14 protein-coding genes are annotated in these 21,472 nt (G+C 44.9%); 7 read left to right on the top strand and 7 right to left on the bottom strand.

The window, feature by feature from the left end; translation table 11 throughout:
- Positions 1-86 precede the first annotated feature (86 nt).
- Positions 87-3,320, bottom strand: a complete 3,234-nt coding sequence (locus DWX33_RS21250) for a S41 family peptidase (protein WP_122381005.1) — start codon at positions 3,318-3,320, stop codon at positions 87-89.
- Between the two features lie 459 nt (positions 3,321-3,779).
- On the opposite strand from DWX33_RS21250, the gene DWX33_RS21255 reads away from it, so the two are divergent.
- Both DWX33_RS21255 and DWX33_RS21260 read left to right on the top strand, forming a co-directional pair.
- Positions 3,780-4,064 (top strand): LysO family transporter, encoded by a 285-nt coding sequence (locus tag DWX33_RS21255; RefSeq protein ID WP_172718840.1) that lies wholly within the window; start codon positions 3,780-3,782, stop codon positions 4,062-4,064.
- Positions 4,054-4,677 carry a lysine exporter LysO family protein gene (locus tag DWX33_RS21260; protein ID WP_005860926.1) on the top strand — a complete coding sequence of 208 codons (624 nt, stop codon included), beginning with the start codon at positions 4,054-4,056 and terminating at the stop codon, positions 4,675-4,677. The genes DWX33_RS21255 and DWX33_RS21260 overlap by 11 nt, the downstream gene beginning before the upstream one ends.
- Positions 4,678-4,910: 233 nt before the next feature.
- Here the strand turns inward: DWX33_RS21260 and DWX33_RS21265 are convergent, their stop codons facing one another.
- Complete coding sequence (locus DWX33_RS21265; protein ID WP_122381006.1) at positions 4,911-8,423, bottom strand: DUF6383 domain-containing protein; 3,513 nt, start codon at positions 8,421-8,423, stop codon at positions 4,911-4,913.
- Positions 8,424-9,467: 1,044 nt separating this feature from the next.
- Between DWX33_RS21265 and DWX33_RS21270 the strand changes: the two genes are divergently transcribed.
- Complete coding sequence (locus DWX33_RS21270) at positions 9,468-10,343, top strand: Rpn family recombination-promoting nuclease/putative transposase (RefSeq protein WP_121773652.1); 876 nt, start codon at positions 9,468-9,470, stop codon at positions 10,341-10,343.
- 94 nt (positions 10,344-10,437) lie between these two features.
- On the opposite strand, the gene DWX33_RS21275 is transcribed toward DWX33_RS21270, so the two are convergent.
- Positions 10,438-12,504, bottom strand: coding sequence for a histidine kinase (locus DWX33_RS21275; RefSeq protein WP_122381007.1), 2,067 nt, complete (start codon positions 12,502-12,504; stop codon positions 10,438-10,440).
- A gap of 93 nt (positions 12,505-12,597) precedes the next feature.
- Here DWX33_RS21275 and DWX33_RS21280 point away from each other — a divergent pair, with 93 nt between their 5' ends.
- Positions 12,598-15,828: a S41 family peptidase gene (locus DWX33_RS21280; RefSeq protein ID WP_122381008.1), complete on the top strand. Its 3,231-nt coding sequence runs from the start codon at positions 12,598-12,600 to the stop codon at positions 15,826-15,828.
- 197 nt (positions 15,829-16,025) lie between these two features.
- Here DWX33_RS21280 and DWX33_RS21290 read toward each other — a convergent pair whose 3' ends face one another.
- The 4 genes from DWX33_RS21290 to DWX33_RS21305 are packed head-to-tail and all read right to left on the bottom strand — an operon-like array spanning position 16,026 to position 17,920.
- Positions 16,026-16,652 (bottom strand): lysine exporter LysO family protein, encoded by a 627-nt coding sequence (locus tag DWX33_RS21290; RefSeq protein WP_005866516.1) that lies wholly within the window; start codon positions 16,650-16,652, stop codon positions 16,026-16,028.
- Positions 16,649-16,927 carry a LysO family transporter gene (locus DWX33_RS21295; RefSeq protein ID WP_008773990.1) on the bottom strand — a complete coding sequence of 93 codons (279 nt, stop codon included), beginning with the start codon at positions 16,925-16,927 and terminating at the stop codon, positions 16,649-16,651. Before DWX33_RS21295 ends, DWX33_RS21290 begins: the two co-directional genes overlap by 4 nt.
- 54 nt (positions 16,928-16,981) lie before the next feature.
- On the bottom strand, positions 16,982-17,644 hold the full coding sequence (locus DWX33_RS21300; protein WP_044546139.1) for a hypothetical protein: 663 nt from the start codon (positions 17,642-17,644) through the stop codon (positions 16,982-16,984).
- Positions 17,645-17,662: 18 nt separating this feature from the next.
- Positions 17,663-17,920: an RNA polymerase sigma factor gene (locus tag DWX33_RS21305; protein WP_044546140.1), complete on the bottom strand. Its 258-nt coding sequence runs from the start codon at positions 17,918-17,920 to the stop codon at positions 17,663-17,665.
- Positions 17,921-18,059: 139 nt separating this feature from the next.
- Between DWX33_RS21305 and DWX33_RS21310 the strand changes: the two genes are divergently transcribed.
- From DWX33_RS21310 to DWX33_RS21320, 3 genes are all read left to right on the top strand, one after another.
- Entirely contained in the window at positions 18,060-20,318 is a 2,259-nt protein-coding gene (locus DWX33_RS21310; RefSeq protein WP_122381010.1) for a GH92 family glycosyl hydrolase, read from the top strand.
- A 94-nt stretch (positions 20,319-20,412) separates the two neighbouring features.
- Complete coding sequence (locus DWX33_RS21315) at positions 20,413-20,733, top strand: YbjQ family protein (protein WP_005860908.1); 321 nt, start codon at positions 20,413-20,415, stop codon at positions 20,731-20,733.
- 8 nt (positions 20,734-20,741) lie between these two features.
- The gene (locus DWX33_RS21320; protein WP_122144486.1) at positions 20,742-21,425 is read left to right on the top strand and encodes a DinB family protein; all 684 of its coding nucleotides are present in this window, start codon (positions 20,742-20,744) and stop codon (positions 21,423-21,425) included.
- Positions 21,426-21,472 lie beyond the last annotated feature (47 nt).

The following is a 21,472-nucleotide window of genomic DNA, read 5'->3' on the forward strand; positions in this document are numbered from 1 at the left end:
CCGTCTCACCACTATCTGATAGTATTTTAATTACTATTTTGTCGGGATGAGACGGGGCACGCCCCGTCTCTACAAATAGCCTATCGTTATTTATGACTCCAGTCCCTTGGTGCGGGGACAGGGGCTAGCGGTTTGCGTTCTTTTAATTGTTTCATGACTTCCTCGATAGCACGGTCTAATTGTTGATCCTCACCGTTCCATTCCTTGATGGGGTCGTTATCGATCAAGATATCCGGATCCACACCATGGTTCTCGATAATCCAGTTACCCGTCTTCGGATCATAACTCGTGAAGAAAGGCACACGGATATCCGTACCGTCCATATAAGGAAGCGGGCCGCTAATACCGATGATACCGCCCCAAGTACGGGTTCCAATCAATTTACCTAAGCCAAGCGCACGGAAGCCCCACGGGAATAAATCGCCATCGGAAGCGGAATACTTATTGATCAAGCAAACTTTCGGGCCAACCTGTACGGCATCCGGTACGGTCCCGATCAAAGAAGAACCCCGGCGCATTGTCAAACGATACGGCTCACGAGACAGACGTTCCAGAATCATCGGGGAGACATTTCCACCGCCATTCGCACGATCATCGATAATCAAACCTTCTTTATCCAATTGCGGATAGAAATAGCGGGAGAACTCATTCAAGCCTTCCGGCCCCATATCCGGGATATAGATATAACCGACCTTACCGTTCGTCGCCTTATCTACCTTCTTGATATTATCTTGGATCCAATTATAGTGATACAAAGAATATTCTTCCGCCAACGGACTGACCACGATCTTACGAGCGCCCGCCAACTGAGGCTTGCTATTCAAAGACAACTCGGTCGGAACGTTCGCCTTTCCGATCAACAACTTATACATATCGTTCACGCTATTCGTAGGTACTCCGTCTATAGCGACGATATACTCTCCGGCCTTCGCCTCAACACCCGGCTCTGTCAATGGAGAACGTAATTCCTTACTCCAAGAAGCCCCCGGCAGGATCTTTTCCAAGCGGAAGAAACCACTCTTATCCCGAGAAACCTCAGCACCTAGCAGACCCATCGATACCCGTTTAGGACTTTCCACCTCACCGGGGTTCACATAAGCATGCCCTACTCCCAGCTCGCCGATCATCTCGCCAATAATATAATTCAAGTCCAAACGTGTTTTCACGTAAGGAAGAAGGGCGGCGTATTTCTCCTTGATCGCCTTCCAATCCTTGCCATGCATATTCTCCAGATAGAAACCATCCCGGAAAGCACGCCAAGCCTCATCGAAGATTTGCGCCCATTCCTTCGTATAGTCTACCGTGATCTTCATATTCGCCAGATTAACCGGCTTACTTAAATCCGCTTTACCCTTCGGTATATCGGTTACGAATAGTTGATCGTCCTTAAAGAAAACAGCTTTCTTGCCAGCCGGATCAACCATCATAGCGGCATCGCTAACGGTTTCCTCTTTCTGTTTCTTCAAGTCAAACATCTTCATGCCGCCTTTCGTGAAATAATACACGTTCGTTCCATCGGAATAAAGATCGTAGTAATTCGATCCCGGCAAGGGGAGCTTAACGATTCGATCCGTGATACCCTCTATATCAATCTTTACGACCGGAGTAGAAGCCTCATTCTTTGTCTCGTCCTTTTTAGAGGCATCCGCTTTCGCCGGGGTAGATTCAATGGCTACCTCCGCATCCGTTTCCATAAACGGGGAAGCGGTATCCTTAGACAATAACGCCAGATATACGCCACCCATATTATTATACACATGATTCCATTCCGTTTGGCTATACGTAGGATTGAAATCACGGGCGGAAGTGAATACCAGATATTTGCCATCCGTACTGAATACCGGAGAATAAGACTCGTACCATTTATCGGTCACGGGATATTCTTTCTTACCCGCGATATCGTAGACATAGACGATCGAGAAATTATTATCGGACACACGGGAATAAGTCAACCAATTATTATCCGGAGAGAAACTTACGTTGCGGGCTTCACCTAACAGACTTTGTGAGATAGTTGTTAGCTGTTTGTTAGATACGTCCAAAAGATTGATCCGATTTTTACGATCCGTATAGACAATCTTCTTGGAATCCGGACTCCACTGGAAAGTACGGATATACGTATCGTTATTCTTGGTCAACAGGGTAGGCTCGCCCCCCTCGGAATCTTGGAGATACAGCTCGGTCTCGCCGGTAGCATCGGAGATATAGGCAATATACTTTCCGTCTGGAGACCATTGAGCGTCACGTTCGTGCGCTCCCGGAGTACGGGTGATATTTTTCGTAACCCCTTTATCTACCGGGATATTGAATACCTCGCCACGAGCCGTCACCACCATACGCTCACCTTTTGGGGAGAGGCTGGCACTCGTGATATATTTGGAGCCATCCTTGATCTCGCTACGTGCGTAGACATTATCGGAGGCCAGGGTTACGTTCACTTTCTCCGGTTTCTTCGACGCCGCATCCATCTTATAGATATAGCCTCCATTCTCGAAAACGATCGTATTGCCGAAGCTGCTAGGGAATTTCACGTCGTACTCGGTGAAGTTCGTCACCTTACTTGTTTGTTTTGTCTTCGTATTGTAAACGAACAAGTTCATCGTGTAATCCCGATCCGAAAGGAAATAGATCTCATCACCAATCCACATCGGAAAGATATCTTGCGCCTCATTGTTCGTGATATTCTCTACACTTTTCTTCTCCGGATTATACACCCAGATATCATCGGCCATACCGCCCTTATAGTATTTCCATGTACGGAACTCACGCATTACCCGGTTGTAAGCCAATCGTTTTCCGTCGGGCGAATAGCTACAAAAGCCGCCCTCGGGCAAGGGAACCACCTCGGAAAGGCCACCTTCTTTATTTACCGTATATAACTTACCGGAGAACCCATCGCTGATGCGGTTGCGGTAAACAATACCATTACCGTCCGGTGTCCAAGTCATCACAATATTATTCGGCCCCATGCGATCGCCCAGATCATCACGGCTATTCGTAGCCGTGTAAGTGATACGCAATGGCTCACCGCCGGAAGAGGGCATCGTGTACACTTCCGTATTACCGTCGTACTGTCCCGTAAAAGCGATCGTCTTACCATCCGGGGAGAAACGGGGAAACATCTCATACCCCACATACGATGTCAATCGCTGTGCCTCACCACCTGTAGCCGGGACCTTATATAAATCGCCAGCGTACGAGAATACAATCTCTGAACCATTTGTAGCCGGAAAGCGCATTAATCTCGCCTCATCCGCCGCCATCAACAACGTAGGGATAGCGACAGCCGCCAATGCTGTTAAAATCATTCTTTTCCTCATAACCAATCTTTTCTTTTAATCATATCTGTTCTATCCGTTTTTAGTTGGCCCAATAGCGGGTAGGACCTCAAATGTACATAAAAAGATCCAAAATCCAAGTCAAGTCCCTTATATATCCGATCCTAGAAAAAGTTTTAGAATCTCTAATTTATTACTACCTTTGCGCCGGAAATCAAACAATGATACAAATAAGATGAACAAGAAGCTTCTGAACAACTCAAAAAGATGGTATACCCGGGCTTTCTCGGGTAACACGATCGTGCATGTTCATTGGTTCAGCGGTTTTGTCTAAATCCATCCATACTCTTCTTGAGAGGACTTCTTTTTATAGTTCTCTTCTTACACCTACATCTAGGTCTTAATTGCACTCAAGTTTAACTTCTGCGGAAAAGAGGAAGTATTCGTATGCTTCGTTTCCGGAGAAAAGATGTCTTGCGCATCTCAAAATACAATATGCTTATGTTTATCATTCTAGGTCTATTAGGTCTGGGGATAAGCGTCGGTTATTTATGCCGACACGTCCCCGCTTTCAAGGGATTGGAACATTCCATCTCTTATACGATTTTCGCAATGTTGTTCATATTTGGTATTACCATAGGAGCCAACCAATCTTTGCTGAATAATATTGGTGAGTTTGGAATACAAGCAGCCATACTTGCTATTTGCGGAGTATTGGGAAGTCTGGTAGCATCTTTTATCGCTTATAAATTATTTATCAAGAAAGGAGGTCTCAATGAAAAATAACCTAATCGTTATCTTATGTTTCACAGCGGGAATCTTTTGCGGAACCTTCGCCAACACGACTATCTCCACGTATTGCGAAAAACTACCGCAATTCTTGCTATACGCCCTCGTTATCCAAGTAGGATTGAATCTGGGAGCAAACGCCGAATTAGGAAAGATGGTAAAGGATATCCGGTTTTCCAGTTTGTTACTGCCGTTCTTTACGATCATCGGCACGTTAGTATTCTCTGCGGCGGCGAGTTTGTTATTGACCTCGTGGAATATATATGATTGTATGGCTGTAGGAAGCGGATTCGCCTATTATTCCTTATCCTCCTTGCTTATCGTACAACTGAAAGAGGCGTCGGCAGGGATAGAGATCGCTTCGCAACTTGGGGCTATCGCATTATTGGCTAATATCATCCGGGAAATGTTAGCTTTATTCGGGGCACCGCTGTATGCCTCTTTCTTTGGTAAATTCGCTCCGGTATCCGTGGCGGGAATCAATTCTATGGATGTCTGCCTTCCGGTTATCAGCCGGTATTCCGGAAAGAATATCGTACCTGTGGCTATTATTCACGGGATTATCCTCGAGATCAGCGTGCCGTTGCTTATCTCGCTCTTTTGCAAGTAGAAGCAGGATTTATCCTCGATACCCGCTATAGACACAAAAGAGGATGCGTACATTATATCGACGCATCCTCTTGTTCCTTTATCCGTACTTCCTCCTCACGGAGGTACTTACGGACCTCTTAATTTATTACTTTAGTATTAATATTAATCCAACTCCCGCCTGTTCATCCGTCACGGATTACTTGGATCGATACCCGCACGGGAATTGTATGATTATCTTATTTTGTTAAATTCTTATTTAACGATAGCCTTAACAGCTTCCTCACCATCAACAGCCACTGCTACGATACCGGCAGGAACAGAGATTGTAGCGTTATCGGAAGTAAGAACGGTCTCAGCGATTACCTTACCCAAGATATTCGTGATAACTACAGACTTACCAGCTGCGCCTTGAACGGTTACGGTACCGTTACCGGCTACTACAGAGATGCCTTCAGTGGCGATCTCGTCATTAGAAGTAACGAACTGATCCTCTTCTGTCATACGTTGAACATTGAAAACCAACGCTCCATCACCACCAGTTTTCGTAGAAGAGAATGTAGCGGCCTTATCTGTTAATACCAAGCAACCATTATGCATCTTCAACCATGCGGCAGCGTCTATCGGAGCGATCGCACGATCCTTGTCACCCTTAACCGTACGATAAGTCTCATTTGCGGCATAAACATTAGACTCAATCAAGAAAGAGTTATCATTACCTTCCTCGGCCACGTTACCTGCCTTATCCGGGTTTACATAACGGAACGACCAAGTAACATTCTTATGGTTATCACCCGCCAAGTTCACAATGAAACGTTCCAAACCTGCCTTTTTGTAATTAGCGATGATCGCTGCCGTATCCAAATCAGCCGGGGCCATTTTCTCGAAGCCATTCGTCAATACATACAAGCTGTCGCCCATGTGGATCGCCTCAACAAAGCCAACGCGAGTGTAAGCGCTATTGACGCTACCGCTTGTGCTCAACATATACGGATTAGCGGAAGCCTTACGATCGATCACGATCTGTGCAGAATCGGAGAAGTTAACCAGATACTTACCATAGTGATAGCCAGCGTTAGCCGGAGTAGCATGACCACAATGAGCAGCATCTACTAATTTACCATTATTGTCGTAGTGGTTGTGAGCGTATGTACAAGGAACACCCGGAGTACCCGGTACATCTACGTGAGCCGTAGATATTAAATATTGAGGCTTGATGTTACCTGCGCCACGATTTACCCAAGCTGTATCGATATGGAAGAACAATTTTCCATCAGCCTTACCTTGATTCCAGATACCGGCGTAGTTAACCACCTTATCTTGCAAGTTCTTATTCCACTCATCCATCAAATACTCACCACGTACGCTCTCTACAAATGCCAAGCTATCGCAAGCATCTGTATTGCTTTCGCCCAGAGCCGTGTTGTTGAAACGACGATACAATGGAGAGTCATCTGTTACGACCGCAAAGGCAGAAGTACGGATCTCACGGTTCAAACCATTTTCAAACTTGTCATCTGTAGAACCTTGCGTCAAGTTCAAGGAGTTATCATCAACAGAAACTTTCTTACCGTTTTGAGCGGCGTTAGAGTTATAGTAAGAAGAATTAAGGCCATTCGTAAAGCTAATCTCTGCCAATTCGATAATGCCAGTAGTGCTATTAGCCTTATAAGCATAAGCTTTCTCTATATTACTATTATCTTCTACTAAATACTTTCCATCCTTATCGAACAATGGGGAAGAGCTATTTACTGTCAATGTAGGAACTATAACCTTTGCACCATTTACTTCAACTTGATCAGTATTCTTGAGACCCGCATACTTCGGCTCATAAAATGCATTAGCTGCATTAACGTTATAATATCTGATATTAGCCTCTACCAACGCATAGTAATGCTTGCCATCAATGCAATTGTTCTCTTTCAAGAAGAATGGTTGAGGAGTAGAACCTATTTCATATTTCTTGCTACTTTCGCTATAAGTTAGATAACCACCGTTTTTCTCAATATAGTAAACATTTCTTACCAAGCTGTCACCTACACCGTAGTGATCATCCTTAGCGACGATTCGCAAGCGGAAGTTAGCCTTCTCACCATTCTCGTCAACGCGAACCGCAGATTCATCAACATTCAAATATTTATCCAATGCCAAACCATGCAAATAGTTGAACACATAAGTCTGGACTTTAGCGGAATCCTCGGATACATAGCGATAACCTAACTTCAAGTCTTTAGCCAAGCTATCCTCTACTTTTGTTACACTAAGCGTATCAGCGACAGTCCCATTGTAGAAGAATACGTCATCGCTACCATCAACAGCGTACAACTGAACAGTCTTATTATTCAACGCTACTGCGCTCTCTGAAAGCTCAGGGAACTCACGGTTCTTAACCGTAACAGGAGCCGTAGAAGAAGTTCCATTCTTCACAATTGCCCATTGAGCAGCCGGCATATGCTTGAACTCTTGGTTAACAGCTTGTTCAGCCCAACCAAATTCACCAGCCAAGTTAGCCAACGCATAAAGACCATTCTGACCTCTCTTGGTGTTACCACCCGTAGTTTTGTATTTGATCAAATAAACACCATCAGCCAAAGTTGTCGGTTTCAAACCAGAGAAGTTCGTACCGATCTTGATAGTAACATTTTGATCGCTAATGCTCGGAGTTTGGTTGTAGCGAACTGTCAATACTCTCTTCCCGGCCAAATCAGGAACATAAACATATTGTCCTGTACCGGCGGTATAAACATCGACAAGACTTGTATTTAAAGCAGATGTCGGCGTAACATCCGATGCCGGCCATTTAGCACCATTGACCTTCGCAAGCTCAGCTTTATATTGATCATCCGTAGTACCATCCTTCTTTATAATCTGATAGGCTACATTATAAACTTGAACAAGAAGTTTGTCATTCTTCGCATCGTACGTAAACTTAAATTCGTAAGAACCTTTATCACGACCTTTCGCATCCATCTCGTCATAAGCGAACTTGACAAACTTATCGGACTCAGTTCCCGTATAATAAGCGGTATCTACTACAACATATTGCTTCTTATCGTCTACCTTCTTCCCGGTATACAACTTTACATAGCCGTTCTGAACACCTGTCTCAGCTTCTAGCTTGGTATCCGTAAGATGATTAGCCTCACCTGTAGATACGGTAGGAGTCATTGTCAAGCCAAAGGAGCCTTCTTTAGATACAGATTTCAGCAATGTATTCAAGGCAGTTTTATCCAAAGGAACACTTGCAGGAAAATCATTCACGTTAATATCTAAAGCTAACGCACCAGCATGCGAAGAATTAGATGCCTTATCTTTGGCTAAATAGAAAGAGCTTCCATTTTGAGCAATATAGACAACAGAGTCTGACTTAAAGTAAGAAACCAATGCTCCGTTCTCTACAATCCACTCATTAGCGCTACCGCCTAAAGTTAAAACTGAAGAAGTAGCAGGAGCTGTCTTTACAGCAAGAGCAGGATCAAAAGACAAAGGCAAACCAGTAGCCTTATTCTCTAATGAATAAATAGTCTTTCCTAAAGAAGTCTTCATTGCGGAAATTTTCCACGTAGCAGGATTCAAGTTATCCAAGGAAGAGAGAGTAGAGACAGTCCCAACTTGGCCGAACTGAGCGGCAGTAGTTGTCTGGGTAGCTACAGATAAATAAGCTGAGCCTCCTTTCAACAATACTTGATCTCCTACCTTCACAGCCCCCGCAGAAAAAGCAGTCGCTAACATAGCACTAGCTAAAAGCGTAGTAATCTTTTTGTTCATAAATTCAAAATTTAATATTAATAATAGTGTTAATTAAAGTCCATCCCGTCGTTTAGCACCCTTGTTTTACCCGAAAACGACTAGTCTAAACGATCGTTTAGATCTTGCGTTTTTTAGTGCAAAAACGGGAGGTTTGTTGAAGGAATCGGTTGTTTCGTAGATGATAACCTATCCTATTGATAAGAAAGAGAATAAGTGGTAAAAAAATAACGCTGAAGGGTTGTAAGTATCGAAGAAACGCGTACCTTTGCAAATGACTAAAAGAATCGATCGTTTAGACTAGCCGTTTCTATCTATTATATAATGTACGCATGTACATTAATATATAGTATCCATCCATAACCGCATAATAAATACAAATACAAACATTCACATGCAATCATTGCGAATACTACAAACGTATAATCCAAGGCTTGTCAAGCCATAAGCTTACGAGGCAGTAGAATCTCAGTGGGGATAGGCATATCGGTTAGCCATGCGAAATAGGAAGAACTTCGGGTCAGTAGCAAATCTTACTTATAAAAACAAGGTATCTTAGTTTCATCGCCCCATACACCTAAGATACTTCGCCAATGAACTTAGGATACTTTCTCAATGAAACTAAGATACTTTTTTTCATGAATAGCTAACTCATACGCCCATCCACACTGAGTTTCTACTGCCCCCTTACGAGTTGAGAAGTGATTAGTTATTCGCTTGGAGAACTTTATGCTAGCGGCTTAGTCTATTATTTAATGTTATCTTTATACGTGAAAAGAATAAGTCAACCACACCAAATTTGATCTCTTAAAAAGTACAATAAGCCTAATATTTAAAGATTGTTATTTACATTTCTGATAATCAGCATATAATAAGAATTGATCAAAATGGGAGCCGATTACTATCCATAGTATTTTGCACTACTATTAATACTAATCGTACTTTCTATAAATAGTAAAGCTGACTACCATGAATCTGCTTTTTAAGAAATATACAATAAACAGGATGTGCGATACGAAAATAAACCTTACCTTTGGAGCAGTAATCACCTAAAACCATTTAACTATGGCACAATACGTAGACATCATGACTGATGCTGGATTTAAGGCTGTCTTCCAAGACAAGCAAGTTACCATCAAGTTCCTTAACGCCGCCCTAGCCGGCGAACGACAGATCAAGGACATCACCTACCTCGACAAGGAGATCAAGCCCGAGATTGTCGAGAACCGTACCATCATATTCGACCTGCTCTGCGAGGACGTGTCCGGGGCCAAGTTCATCCTAGAGATGCAGAATTGTCCCCAGTACTATTTCTTTAACAGAGGTTTTTATTATCTTTGTCGCATGGTGGCCCGGCAAGGACAAATCGGCAAGCAATGGCAATATCGGTTGCTACCCATCTACGGAGTCTATTTCTTGAATTTCAAGTTGCCGGAGTTCACAGACTTCCGTACGGATGTTGTCCTCGCTAACGAGAGGACGGGAAAGGTGTTCAATGAGATCAAGATGAAGCAGATCTACATATCGTTCCCGTTATTCAGTTTAAGCAAGGAGGAGTGCAAGAGCTCCTTCGAACGTTGGATTTATACATTGAAGAATATGAACCTATTTGAACAATCTCCCTTCAAGGAGGAACAGGAGACCTTCCTTCGCTTGCTGGACGTGGCGAACGTCAACTCACTCAGCGAAAAAGAACGTGCGATCTACGAGGAAAACCTAAAGAATTATCGGGATTGGTATGCGACCATCGATTACGCACAAACGGAAGGGATTGAAAAAGGCATGCAGGAAGGGATGCAAAAAGGAATGCAGAAAGGAATCGAGAAAGGCCGTCAAGAGGAAAAACTCCAGATAGCCCAAAAGATGAAGGAGCAAGGACTTGACTCCGAACTTATCGCCCAATGCTCCGGACTTTCTGTTGAAGACATTGAGCGACTATAACCCGAATCAACCGATTCGATTCAATTCGATCCGGGCCGCTTCCATCCACTATCCGGAGGAAACGGCCCGGATTACTTTCGTACATTCACGATACCTAGAAAGCGTAATTAAAATCCAACGGAATAAAGAAACTGACGATTGTTCCGCTCCCCATCCCCTTCTCCTTGCTTTGGACCGAATAGGTGATCTTCTCTTTATTTCTCCTATTCAACAATAGGATCGTACGGTAAAGGACTTTCGTTCCCATCCCCGTACCGTTATGTCCCGCATTCGTAAACGGACGATACCCGGGTCCATTATCCTCTATACGGATATGGATGCCTTTCCCGTCGCGCTCCACGAAAACAGATAATCGCTTCTCGCCCTCGATCGCACACAAGCCATGTTTCACGGCATTCTCTACGGGTATCTGGATCAGCATGGCCGGGAGATAGATTGCGTCCGTGTCAAGGGAGGGATCGAGATTCCATTCCAGACGGAAGTCCGGCCCTAATCCTTGCGCCTGCAAATTCAAGTAAGTCCGGACAAAGCGTAATTCTTCCTCCAACGTGATACTAAGCTTTTCCGTGATCTCCAAACTACTACGTAACAACTCCACCAATCCGGAAAGTTGCGTACGGCGGGAACTTCCTTCTTCCTCCGAGCTAATCTCCCGGTTCAATATATTGAATATAAAATGAGGGGATACACGGTTGCGAATACTCTCCATCTTTAACTTCGTCACCTGATCGATATGGCTTAACCATTGGGCATGCCGTTTACGTTTCATAAAGTAATAAGCCATGCCGCTGACGATCGACAAGATCGCAAAAAGCAAGATCCAAACCCAACGGCTCATTTCCAAGTATTCCATCCGGCCGGCCTGTTGTTTAATAATAGCCTCCCGCTTGAGTAAAGTCGTATCTTGGCTATAACGCATATCGATCTCGGTGACACGCATCTGGGTCCGTTCGCTACGAATATTGTTCTCAATGACGCTATTCTTCGTTTGGTACTCATAGGCACGCCTAAAATCGCCCGTGGTAGCGAAGTAATTCTGCAAGTTCTTATTACGGATCGCTACCATCTTGGGATCTATGCCTACCGTATCCGTGTAACTCCTCAACAATTGATAAGCCAGCCCGGAGTTCCCCTCTTTTAAGGCTAGCGAAGCCTTCAAGGTCGTCAAATGGTACAAGGCCGTCTTATTATTATAGGTATGGAAGTACCTAAACCCTTTTTCCAGATAAAAACGAGCGGAATCCAACTGATCCAGACATAGATAGATCTCCCCTAAATTGATCTCGCATACGTTAGTATAGAAATCCATATGAGTAGGACGTACCACCTCACGGGCTTTCAAGAACCAAGGAAGCGCCTTCGCATACTCTTCCTTGTAATAATAGTAATTTCCCCGGCTATTGCAAAAGGTGAATTTCTCGCTCAAGTTACGAGAATCCAGTTCTTTCTCCGCCAAACGGTAAAAGTGATCGGATAAGTCAAAGTCCCTCAATTCCATATACGTCTCGCCCAAACCAAAATAAATAGGAAAGGACATCCGATCCATAATACCCAATGAATCACTCACGAAAAGAGCTTGGCGAAAGTAGCGGGCTCGCTGATCGTAAGCTCCTTTCCGGGTATATATATCCGCTATATTGATATAAATATCCGGGATTTTATGCTCCATCTCACTCTGCCGGATCTCTTGATACGCCTCGGAATAGCAAAGGAGGGCCGAATCCGTTTTATCCAAAAATGAATAATAATTGCCAACCGTATTTTTCAGCGTCCCTAAGAGTCCATGTATCTTGGGAGACATCGGTACACGGTCGCAATAATCTATAATTGACCGATGTAAAACAAACCCGGAATCATATACACTATTTGCAAAATAAATCTGGCTTTTAGCCGCAAGTAATTTATAATATTTATCGCTATCTTTAGTTAGACTTAAAGCTTCATCCAATGCGGAATGAGCATATCGAGGATTCCGGTAAATCGAATCCATAGCCATATGTTCCAAAGAGTCAATCCGCAGGTTATCAGAAAAAGCAAATGTTTTTTCCGGTAGCTTTCCACAAGAAAACAGAAACACAAAATGAAATAGCAATAATAAAATGGACATAAAAGTAATACACACCCTATATTTAGTCATCATCTTGGCGGTTTTAAAGTTCATATGCAAAAATATTTAAAAATTTAATCTACGCAATTATTTCTCCTAATAAATATCGAAAATCGATTACATTTGTAAATCTAAAATAGAGTACACATGAAAAACTTGATGATTCCTGCGCTGGCGTTATTTTTATCGGCGGCGGCGCAAGCAGACGACAGTCCGTTATGGATGCGTTACTGCGCGATCTCCCCGGACGGGCAGACGATCGCATTTTCTTACCAAGGGGATATCTACACGGTCCCTTCTTCCGGAGGAAAAGCCCGGCAGTTGACAACACATCCGGCGCATGATACCCGTCCGGTCTGGTCGCCCGACGGACAGAGAATAGCCTTCGCCTCCAACCGTAGCGGCAACTTCGATGTATTTCTCATGAACAAGGAGGGAGGGGAACCCAAGCGGCTCACCACCCACTCCACAAACGAATATCCCACGACTTTTAAGGATAACGGACACATCTTGTATCTGGCCAACGTATTGCAAGATGCCAAGGATATCCAATTCCCCGGCACCCGCTTTATGCAAGTCTATGAGATAAGCACGGACGGAGGAAGGCCGGATTTATATTCTTCGTTATACATGGAAAATATAGCCCTCAGCAAAGATGGCAGTAAATTATTATACAATGACTACAAAGGTTACGAGGACCCTTGGCGCAAGCATCATCAATCTTCTATCACCCGTGATATCTGGTTATGTACGCTTGGAAAAGATCGCTCTTTCCAGAAAGTAACCACTTTTGGCGGTGAGGATCGTAATCCTGTATGGGCCGCGGATGGGGCGTCTTTCTATTACCTAAGCGAGGAGAAAGGAAGCTTTAACATCTTCAAGAAGGATTTGGCAGGCAACAGCGAGAAACAAATCACGACGCATACCACCCACCCCGTGCGTTTCCTTACCTCCGATAATTCCGGGACTCTATGCTATAGTTACGACGGCGAGATCTATACCGTTAAGGAAGGCCAGAAACCTGCCAAGGTGAATATCCAGATCGTCGCGGATAAGATCGAGAACGACGTGATCCATCGTCTTCTGACCGATGGAGCTACGGATATCGCCGTCTCCCCGAATGGAAAAGAGGTAGCGTTTATCACTCGTGGCGATGTTTACGTAACTTCTATTGAATACGAGACGACTCGTCAAATCACGAACACGCCGCAACAAGAGCGCAATATAGATTTCAGTCCCGACGGACGTTCATTGGTATATTCCGCCGAACGGGAAGGAACATGGGGGATCTACGAAAGTAAACTTACACGTGACGAAGATAAGCAATTCACTTACGCCCCGGAATTGAAAGAGGAGCCTCTTGTAGTCTCCGGACAAACCTCGTTCCAACCCTTATACTCTCCGGATGGCAACGAGGTGGCTTTCCTTGAGAACCGCACCACCTTACGTGTTATCAACCGAAAGACCAAGCAGGTCCGCACCGTATTGGACGGGAAATACCTCTATTCGTATAGCGATGGAGACCAGCATTTTCAATGGTCGCCAGACAGCAAATGGTTCTTGGTTGATTACATCTCCATCGGAGGATGGAACAATACGGATATCGCCCTCGTGAAAGCGGACGGTAGCGGCGAGGTAACGAACCTGACGGAAAGCGGTTATTCGGATGGCGACGCGAAATGGGTATTAGACGGTAAGGCCATGATCTGGTCCTCCGACCGTGCCGGTTTCCGCAGCCACGGTAGCTGGGGTGCTGAGCGGGATGTGTACATCATGTTCTTCGACGGTGAGGCTTACGATAAATTCCGCCTCAGTAAAGAAGAACTGGCCTTGGTAGAAGCGGATGAAAACAAAGATAAGGACGAGGATAAGACATCCGATAAAGATTCCGATAAGAAAAAAGAGGATAAGGATAAACCTGTAGCCCCCTTGAAGTTTGATTTGGAGAACCGCAAGGACCGGATTATTCGCCTGACCGCTAATTCATCCTCATTGGGAGACGCCGTACTCGCCCCGAAAGGAGATAAACTATATTATTGCGCCGCTTTCGAGAAAGGCTTTGATTTATGGGAACACGACTTGAAGGAAAAGTCCACTAAATTACTGCTCAAGAATGTCGGTCGAGGCACTCTATTCGCCGATAAGAAAGTAGAGAACCTCTATCTTACCGCCGGCGGCAAACTGAAAAAGATAGAGTTGAAGGATAGCAAGGAAAAACCGATCGCTTTCAAGGCCGAGTTCGCTTATCGTCCGGCAGAGGAGCGTGCTTATATCTTCCATCACGCTTGGCGTCAAGTCTTGGATAAGTTCTATGATCCGACACTCCGGGGCATGGATTGGAAAGGGTATGAGACCGCTTACGCCCGTTTCCTTCCGCATATCAACAACAATTTTGATTTCCAAGAGATGCTCTCCGAGCTATTGGGCGAGTTGAACGGCTCCCATACGGGCGCTCGTTACAATCCGGGACTAACCGGGCCGGAAACCGCCAGCTTAGGCGCTTTCTTCGATAACGCATACACGGGCGACGGATTGAAGATCGAGGAAATCATCGCCAAAGGCCCGCTGACATTGGCCGACAGCCAGATAAAGAAAGGCTGTATCATCGAGAAGATAGACGGAACACCGATAAAGAAAGACGCCGATTATTATCCACTGCTAAGCGGTAAAGTCGGTAAGAAAGTAATGCTTTCTGTCTATGATCCTACCAGCAAACAGCGTTTCGAGGAACAGGTAAAAGCGATCAGTAACGGAGAGCAATCGAACCTCCTTTATAAAAGATGGATCGAGAATTGCCAAGAAACCGTAGATAAATTATCGAACGGGCAAATCGGATATGTACATGTGAGAGGTATGAACAGCGAGAGTTTCCGCGAGGTCTATTCCGCCTTATTAGGCCGTTGCCGGAATAAGAAAGCCGTGATCGTGGATACCCGCCATAACGGAGGTGGCTGGTTGCATGATGATCTGGCTACCTTATTGAGCGGCAAGGAGTATCAGCGCTTCGAGCCGCGCGGACAATACATCGGTAGCGATCCTTACAATAAGTGGACCAAACCGTCCTGTGTCTTGATCTGCGAGGATAATTACTCGAACGCTCATGGTTTCCCTTGGGTTTATAAGACCTTAGGTATCGGCAAGCTGATCGGCGCCCCGGTTCCGGGAACCATGACAGCCGTATGGTGGGAAACGCAGATCGATCCGACCTTGGTGTTCGGTATCCCGCAAGTAGGCGTGAAAGATATGCAAGGCAATTATCTGGAAAACCAACAATTGCAACCGGATGTAGAGGTGTACAATACTCCCGAGGCGCAGCTCTCCGGCGAGGACACGCAATTAAAAAGAGCGGTAGAAGTGATGCTGCAAACTGTAAAATAGCTTTTCTAGGCCTCGGAAATGACTTTTCAACCTTGTAAAATGCCTTCCGAGGCCTCGGAAATGACTTTTCAACCTTGTAAAATGCTTTCCGAGGCCTCGGAAACGACTTTTCAACCTTGCAAAATGCTTTCCGAGACCTCGGAAATGACTTTTCAACCTTGCAAGGTGGTTTCCGAGATCTCGGAAGCCTCTTTCACTCACATCGAACAGAAGAAAGAAACGAAAAACGGAACCGTGAAGTCCACCAAGATCCCGTGAAAGATAGAGACAAAGACCAAATCCTTTCCACAATAACGGGTGATAATCGGCAATGTCGTATCCATCGTAGTAGCTCCTCCCGCGCAGATCGGAGATAGCCTTCCGAAATATCTAACGAACAACGGAGCGCCCAGCAAGGCGAATATCTCACGGATAATATTAGCGATCAAGGCGATCGTCCCTAACTCCGCCGCCAATTGCGCCCCCAGCGTCGGTTCTTTTAGCTCTGTTATCAAGATGGAGGATAATGAATAATAGGCGAAACCGCTTCCGACCGCCAAACAATCGAACACGCTCCATTTGGTAAGAGCAAGGCTGATCAGGGCGGAGAAGCTCAACGTCCCGATAATAGTAGCCAGAGGCACCAATAAGAGTTTCGGCCGTATACTCGATAAAATATCTTTCAGTTTCTTATCGCTTCCTATGCTAATCCCTACTTGAAACATCAAGAGGTAAAGTACATAAACCGTTATATCATTCTCGATAATGACCCCGGGCAGATAACCGCTCCATCCCAGCAAGCACCCCAAGGCAAAGAAGCCCACGACGATCAAACTCCCTTTCATCCCCGGCTCCTTTCCTTAAAAAAGAAATGATAAACTCCCCACGCCGCCAAGACGCTCCCCAACGTACCGGCCGAAGCGATCAACAAGGCTTGCCCACCCAATGTCGTAAGATTATTCACGATAGACTCATTAGCCCCTACCGAAATTCCCAGCAGGAACAAAAGAAGAAGAATTGTATAAGAAATAGGCTTACCGATCTTTTGCAGCCATTCTACTTTACGAAAGAAATACCCGACGGCAATGCCGCAGAACATGATTCCGATTACTGTAAACATCCCTTTGTAGTTTTTGCCGCGAAGTTAACAGAAACTCACAGTACCACAAAGCGGCTACTTCTTCGTTTTCTTGAATTTCACGGGAATCTGCATACCTCCGGCGTCGGCCATTCCCTCTAACTCATTTCCTTTCTGGGTCATAGTTAAGTCTACAGGCGTTCCATCCACATAAAAAGAGCTGGTATAGGTATCTCCTTTCGCCTTGATATCATTTATCTCCAAGGTACTACCTTGTATATTCACTTTAGCGGTCAACTTGCCGTTCTCTTGCTTTATCTGAAAACTTCCATCTTGATATCCATACGGAGCGTCGGGGGCAGAGAAGGACCAATCGCCTACGAACTTACTGAGATCTGCGGCTTTATCCTGTGCCGAGATCGTGATACAAAACAAAAGGCATAAAAGGGTGGTAAAGGCTTTCTTCATATTCGTTCCCATAATCTTATGTATTAAATGAGTAATAGATTTAAATAACGTTCCAAATGTAGTGATTAATTTTCGATCTTCCGAGATATGTTCTAATATACGAGCATCAAATTCTTTCCCCAAAGGGGGTAATGCCTCGGCCTCATGAGATACGAACCAAGCCTTATAAGGTAATAAGTCGGGAGGTACCACCGCTGAGGAGAAAAACTGGCGTAATTCCCGCTCTTCCTCCACGGATGTGGCGCATTCCCAATATTTATCCAGCAACTTATTTATTCGTTGATAGTCCATACACGATCCATAAACAGATTACCTTACCGCATACCGCTCCATCCTTTCCTTATTTCCGGAATACGTTTCCCTCAATGCCAGATTACGCGCTACCATCATGCAATAGGAAGGTAAGTTCTCAATGACAATCCAGCTATCCCGGTCTTCCCAAACCTTAAGCAGGGCTTCCTGAACGATCTGCTCAGACTTCTCCACGTCTCCGGTAATCCGGAAAACAACCCGGAAAAGGTTATTCTTCAGCGGCAATATCTTTGTCGTAAATTCGTTTGTTCCCATACTTTTTTATCTATAAGACGAGCCAAGCCCGAAAAAGGTTGCAGATTTTAAAAGGAAATTTCCAATATTCCCCCAAAGCCATTATCTTTGTGACAGATGATTGATAATTCGCTTATTACAAACTAAATCAATAATAACAGTGAAAAGAACGATCTTATTTTTTCAGGCCGCTCTTGCCTGCCTGCTGGTAGGATGCAAGCAAGCGCCGGAGTCGCCGCGACTACAAGATGAGGTGAGGTATGTAGACCCATTCATCGGAACCGGGTTCCATGGACACACATTCCCCGGAGCTACCCGTCCGTACGCGATGGTACAACTAAGCCCGGATACCCATATCTTGGGATGGGACGCAAGTAGTGGTTACCATTATGATGATGACCATATCTACGGGTTCAGCCACACGCATCTTTCTGGTACGGGTATCGGCGATCTGGGTGACGTAGCTTTATTACCTTTCTCCGGTGGAGATTCCATCAAACCAGTAGCTACCTTCAAGAAAGACACTGAGAAAGCGACACCGGGGTATTATGCCGTACGCTTGGATAACTTTGGCATCAACGTGGAATTGACTTCTACGGATCGTGTAGGTTTCCACAAATATACATACGACAATCCCAAAGAACGTCGTGTCCTGCTTGACTTAGGGCATATCCTTCAACCGAACTGGGGACATAAGCTGATCGGTAACCAATATTTACTTGTAAACGACTCCACGGTGGAAGGAACCGTGAAGACACAAGGTTGGGCGCATTTCCATTCTATGTCCTATCGGATTACTTTCTCGGAACCGATCGAGACGGTATACCAATACATCGGGGGGAAATTACGTAAAGACTCCTTGTTCTTACGCCTAAATACAGCAGAAGATTTGAAGTTCCATTACAAATTCGCTGAAAAGGCACAACCGCTTTATGTAAAAGTAGCCTTATCCGTAGTCGATCCGGAAGGCGCCGAGAAGAATCTCGAGGCAGAATTGCCCGGATGGGATTTCGATAAGACCCGTGAGGAATCAACGCATATTTGGAACGAGGCGTTAAACTTGATCCAGATCGAGGCAGATCCGAAAGTCATGGTCAATTTCTATACGGCGCTCTACCATACCATGATCGCCCCCTTCGCTTATCAAGACGTGGACGGACGTTATTTGGGTATGGACAAGAAAGTGCATACCGCCGAACCGGGTTACGTAAATTATTCCGTATTCTCCTTGTGGGATACGTTCCGTGCGCTTCATCCGTTAATGACAATCATTAATCCGGCCCTAGCGACTGATTGGGGTAAGGTACTCGTGCAAGGTTATAAAGAAGGTGGAATATTACCCAAATGGCCTTTAGCCTCTAGTTATACAGGTTGTATGGTAGGATATCCGGCCGTCTCGGTCCTCGCCGACCTTGTAGCGAAAGATTTAGCGGAAGGTGATATGAGCACGTGGACGGAAGCCGGCGTACGTTCTTCCGTTTACCGTGAGGATCTTGCCGAGAAGTTCAAAGGAACCCGTGAGCTGGATCTGATCACGATGCACCCTTACTATAAGGAGAAATATGGTTTCGTCCCCGCCGACTCTGTTCCTGAATCCGTATCGTGGGGATTGGAGATGGCATACGAGGATTGGTGTATCTCCCAAATCGCCAAGAAGGCAGGTAATATAGAGTTGGCGAATGAGTATGCCAAGAAAGCCGAATACTACAAACGCTATTTAGATCCCGAGACGAAAATGATGCGTCCGGTAATGGGCGACGGTTCTTTCCGTACTCCATTCAACCCTCGCTATTCTTCGCATATGAAAAGCGACTATACCGAAGGGAATGCCTTTCAATGGAGTTTCTTCGCACCACATGATATGGATAACTTCATCGCCGCTATCGGTGGCAAGAAAGAGCTGGAAACACGTTTAGACACCCTGTTCACCACCTCTTCCCAGATTGACGGGGCGGAAGCCTCCGGAGATATTACCGGATTGATCGGCCAATACGCTCATGGAAACGAGCCGAGCCACCATATGGCCTATCTTTATAACTGGACAGATTCTCCATGGAAAGGGCAAGGGTATTTAGATTATATCATGCAGAATTTCTACACGAATGAACCGGATGGTATCATCGGTAATGAGGATTGCGGACAGATGTCTGCTTGGTATGTCATGAGCGCCCTAGGTTTCTATCAGGTAAGTCCGGGTATTCCGGTTTACACATTGGGCCGTCCGATGGTAAATAAGGCTTCTATGCACGTAAAAGGCGGTATTTTCGAGATCGTGGCGACCAACAATAGTCCCGCCAATAAATACGTTAAAGAAGTCAAGCTAAACGGTAAAGTCCTAGAGACTCCTTTCATCAGCCACTCCGATATCATAAATGGAGGTAAGCTTGAGTTTATCATGACCGATCAACCGGTAAAATAAATTCATATAAAGAAACATAAAAACAAAGGGCGAATCAGTACACTGGTTCGCCCTTTATCTTATATTTGCCCTCAAACGATTAAATTGAAAAGCTATGTTACTCACAACAACTAACACGATCGAAGGAAAAGAAATTACCCAGTACTTCGGAATCGTATCCGGTGAAACGATCATCGGAGCGAATGTATTCAAAGATTTCTTCGCAGGCATCCGGGATATTGTCGGAGGACGTGCAGGTTCTTACGAGAGTGTCTTACGCGAAGCGAAAGAAACGGCCTTGAAAGAAATGAGCGATCATGCGGCACGAATGGGCGCAAACGCTGTAATCGCCGTAGATCTAGATTATGAGACCGTAGGAGGAAGCGGAAGCATGCTGATGGTTACCGCCGCCGGGACAGCCGTACGCTACCAATAATCCCCAAAATGAAATACTTTGGAGCCGGATTAAGCGAATCACATAAAGAACTAAACCGCATTATCCGTAAACCGGAATTAATAGAGCAAACCAAGGAGCTCTTTCTTGAGATTCATGGAAAATTACACCTCTCTGTGGTGTCTGGTAATGAGAGAAACGAGGTCGATGAGCTAGTCGGAGATTTAAGAGAGGATGAATATGCCATTATGCCTACAGCGAAAGATGAAACCATCGCTTGGGTATTATGGCACATCAGCAGAATTGAGGATCTGACCATGAATATATTAGTTAACGGGGAAAAGCAGATCTTCAATGAAGACTGGCAAACCCGAATGAATTCCCCTATCAGAGACACAGGAAATGCCTTATCTGATAACCAGATTATTCAGCTAAGCAAAAGTCTACGTATTCAAGAACTCTTAGAATACAGGAATGAAGTAGGACGAAAAAGCAGAGAAATCATCCGAACCTTATCTCCCGATGATATACGTCGCAAAATCCCAACTCAAAGGATAAGCCGGATATTAGAAGAAGGTTGTATCACAAATCATGAAGATTCGATTTGGTTGCTTGATTTCTGGGCTAAAAAAGATATAGCTGGTATTTTATTAATGCCTCCTACCAGACATGTCATGTTACATCTAAATGACTGTTGTAAATGGAAGCTAGCAATAAGAGGCAGACATCATTGAAAATTAAACGGCTGGTGTATATACCAAAAAAAGGAGCCAATCTTTCG

The organism is Parabacteroides sp. AF19-14 (assembly GCF_003635485.1).
In the GTDB taxonomy this organism is placed as follows: domain Bacteria; phylum Bacteroidota; class Bacteroidia; order Bacteroidales; family Tannerellaceae; genus Parabacteroides; species Parabacteroides distasonis.